Here is a 3,029-nt window from a genome sequence, read left to right on the forward strand (position 1 = left end):
GCTCCCCGTCCTACGGATCTAGACCGCCCGCCCACGGCCCGCGCACCGGGCCGTGCCCCGGCATGTCCAGATTCCGTACGCCCCAGGGAGCTCTCCCCCTCATGTCCACCTCCGCACGCAAGACCAGCCCCTCCCGCCGTATCGCCGCGATCGGCGCCGTGGTCGCCCTCGTGGTCGCGCTCGTCGCCGCGGGCATCGCCATCGGCAAGAACGCGGGCGGCTCCGGCACACGCGAGCCCTCCGACGCCGCGCCCTCGTCCGACCAGCGCCGACAGGTCTACGCCCAGTTCGAGAAGGCCTCCGTCCGCCGCACGGCCGACGACCCGATGGCCGTCGGCAAGGCCGACGCCCCCGTCGTGCTCGTCGAGTACGCCGACTACCAGTGCTCGTACTGCGGAAAGTTCACCCGTGACACCCAGCCCGAGCTGATCAAGAAGTACGTGGACGAGGGCACCCTGCGCATCGAGTTCCGCAACTTCCCGATCTTCGGCAAGGACTCCGAGCGCGCCGCCCGCGCCTCCTGGGCGGCCGGCCGCCAGGGGAAGTTCTGGCAGCTCCACGACGAGCTCTACGCCAAGACCCGCAAGGGCGACGCGCTCGCCGAGGACAAGCTCGTCGACATGGCGAAGGACAGCGGTGTGGCCGACCTCGACAAGTTCCGTAAGGACCTGAACAGCTCCGACGCGGAGGCCGCCGTGAAGAAGGACCAGGAGGAGGGCTACGGCATCGGCGTGCAGTCCACCCCGTCCTTCCTGGTGAACGGGCAGCCGATCGCGGGCGCCCAGCCGATGGACGCCTTCGAGGAGGCCATCGCGCAGGCCAAGGCCGCGAAGAACGGCGGGAAGTGAGCGCGGCATGACCGACATCGGCTACCTCGCCGCCTTCCTCGGCGGTGTACTCGCCCTGGTCAGCCCGTGCAGCGCGCTGCTGCTGCCCGCGTTCTTCGCCTACTCGCTGGCGACCCCCGGCAGGCTGCTCGCCCGCACGTCCGTCTTCTACCTCGGGCTCGCCACCACGCTCGTCCCGCTCGGCGCCGCGTCCACGGCCGCGAGCAGGCTCTTCAACGGCCACCGGGATCTGCTGATCACCATCGGCGGCTGGGTGGTGATCGCCATGGGCGTGGCCCAGATCCTCGGCCTGGGCTTCGCGTCGAAGCGGGCACAGGCGGCGGCCGGACGGATCACCCCGCGGTCGGCGGCGTCGACGTTCCTGCTCGGCTGCGTCTACGGACTGGCCGGCTTCTGCGCCGGACCGATCCTCGGCGCGGTGCTGACCGTGACGGCCGTCAACGGCGACCCGGTGTACGGGGCGTCGATGCTCGCCGTCTACGCGCTGGGCATGGCACTCCCGCTGTTCGCGCTCGCCCTCTTCTGGGACCGCTTCCAACTCGGCGGCAGACGCTGGCTCCGCGGCCGCGAACTACGGCTGGGACGGCTCCGGCTCCACACCACCTCCCTGGTGTCGGGCCTGTTCTTCATCGGCATCGGCGTCCTCTTCCTCGTCTACAACGGCACGACCGCCCTCCCCGGCCTCCTCGACGCGGACCAGGAGTTCCGCCTGGAGGAAACGGTCTCGCGCGTGGGCAACGCGGTACCGGACTACGCCTTGCTGGCGGTAGTGGCGCTGGCGGTGGCCGCGACCCTGGCCTGGTACGCGCTCCGCCCGGAGAAAGACAACGACGGCGCCCCGTAAGGGGCGCGGGGAACTGCGCGACCAGCCGTCGACGGCCCGCAGCCGCCCACCGGGCCCGGGTGGCAACCCGGTGGGCGCAACCCGGCAACGGGGCCCGAGGCACAGCCCCGGGCCGGTCGTGGGCCGAGGCAGGCTCAGAACTGCACGTCCGAGCAGGCGTAAAACGCATTGCCCGTATCGGCGATCGTCCACACCGCCAGAATCAGCTGCTTACCGCTCCGCCCCTCCGGAATCGCCCCCTCGTGCGTCACCGTCGCGTCCGGCACCCTCCCCCCGTACGGCACCGTGAGGAAGGGAGTCGGATCGAGGTCGCTCCTGGTGAGCGGGCGGCTCGGGTCGTAACCCGGCTTGGTGAGGTAGTACTTGAAGTCCGTCGTGGCGTGCCGGGCCGTGAGCCGCCACCGGAAGGTGTACGTCTGCCCCGCCGTGACCTGGGTCGCGGGCCACTGCCCGCCGCGGGGGTCGTCGAGCTCCGCGAAACGGCTGTTGCCGCCCGCGCATATCGTGCCGTCGGAGGGGCCGTGCGACGGGAAGCCCTTGGGGCCCTCGACGCTCTGGGGTTCCCATTGGATCTCACCGCAGTCCTGCACGGTGCCGTTGGCGCAGAATTCCTGCCGACTGGTGGGGGAGTCGGTGTAGCCGTGACTGCTGGCGCTGCCGGTGCCCAGCAGGGAGACGCCGCCGAGACAGAGGCCGATGATCGCCGCACTGATCTTTTTGCGCATGCTGTCGCTCTCCTCGAAGAACGTGGGGGGTTCTTGGCGCTCGAGGAACGTGGGGGGTTCCGTGAGCCGCGGGATTGCGGTCTAGACCAAGTCGGAGGCTAGTACCGGCCATTGGGCATGTCCAGGCCAACGACAGAAGGAATCCGGCCGCCGGACGGACGACGTCCGAACGACATCCGGACGACACGACGACAACAGGCAGCAGCCGCACGGTCAGCGGACCTCGATCAACGGACCCGGCCGTACAGGTTCGGGTTGTAGCGCGCGAACGTGGAGACACGGACCTTCTTGCCGGGCCGCGGCGCCTCGATGTACCGCCCGCCTCCCAGATAGATCCCGGCGTGATGCACGCCGGACGCCCGGCCGTCGCCGGACCAGAAGACGATGTCACCGCGGCGCAGCGAGGACCGCTTGATCCGCATCGTGGCCCGGTACTGGTCGGCCGCGACGCGCGGCAGCTTCACCCCGGCCCTGCGGTACGCCTGCTGGATCAGCCCGGAGCAGTCCCACTTGTGCGGGCCGTTGCCGCCGAGGGCGTACGCGTCACCGATGCGGGCCATCGCGAAGGCGATCGCGGGTTCGAGGTCCCGCCGCCCGGCCGCGGCTTCCCCT

Annotated in this window: 4 protein-coding genes; 2 read left to right on the forward strand and 2 right to left on the reverse strand. The window is 70.7% G+C overall.

Translation table 11 applies throughout. From position 1 onward, the window contains the following. The first annotated feature begins 101 nt into the window (after positions 1-101). Both K6I34_RS34515 and K6I34_RS34520 read left to right on the forward strand, forming a co-directional pair. Positions 102-848 (forward strand): DsbA family protein, encoded by a 747-nt coding sequence (locus tag K6I34_RS34515; RefSeq protein ID WP_229331988.1) that lies wholly within the window; start codon positions 102-104, stop codon positions 846-848. Between the two features lie 7 nt (positions 849-855). Then, positions 856-1,692: a cytochrome c biogenesis CcdA family protein gene (locus K6I34_RS34520; RefSeq protein WP_229331989.1), complete on the forward strand. Its 837-nt coding sequence runs from the start codon at positions 856-858 to the stop codon at positions 1,690-1,692. Between the two features lie 134 nt (positions 1,693-1,826). Here the strand turns inward: K6I34_RS34520 and K6I34_RS34525 are convergent, their stop codons facing one another. Both K6I34_RS34525 and K6I34_RS34530 read right to left on the reverse strand, forming a co-directional pair. Continuing rightward, a complete protein-coding gene (locus tag K6I34_RS34525; RefSeq protein WP_229331990.1) occupies positions 1,827-2,417 on the reverse strand; it encodes a lytic polysaccharide monooxygenase in 591 nt (196 codons plus the stop codon). Positions 2,418-2,644: 227 nt separating this feature from the next. After that, on the reverse strand, positions 2,645-3,029 hold a 385-nt coding region (locus tag K6I34_RS34530), incomplete at its 5' end, for a C40 family peptidase (RefSeq protein ID WP_229331991.1).

This window comes from Streptomyces sp. UNOC14_S4 (assembly GCF_020740835.1).
In the GTDB taxonomy this organism is placed as follows: Bacteria; Actinomycetota; Actinomycetes; order Streptomycetales; family Streptomycetaceae; genus Streptomyces.

Coding starts and splice junctions, on each gene's coding strand:
- K6I34_RS34525 (WP_229331990.1), bottom strand. CDS start 2,417: ATGCGCAAAAAGATCAGTGCGGCGATCATCGGCCTCTGTCTCGGCGGC.
- K6I34_RS34515 (WP_229331988.1), top strand. CDS start 102: ATGTCCACCTCCGCACGCAAGACCAGCCCCTCCCGCCGTATCGCCGCG.
- K6I34_RS34520 (WP_229331989.1), top strand. CDS start 856: ATGACCGACATCGGCTACCTCGCCGCCTTCCTCGGCGGTGTACTCGCC.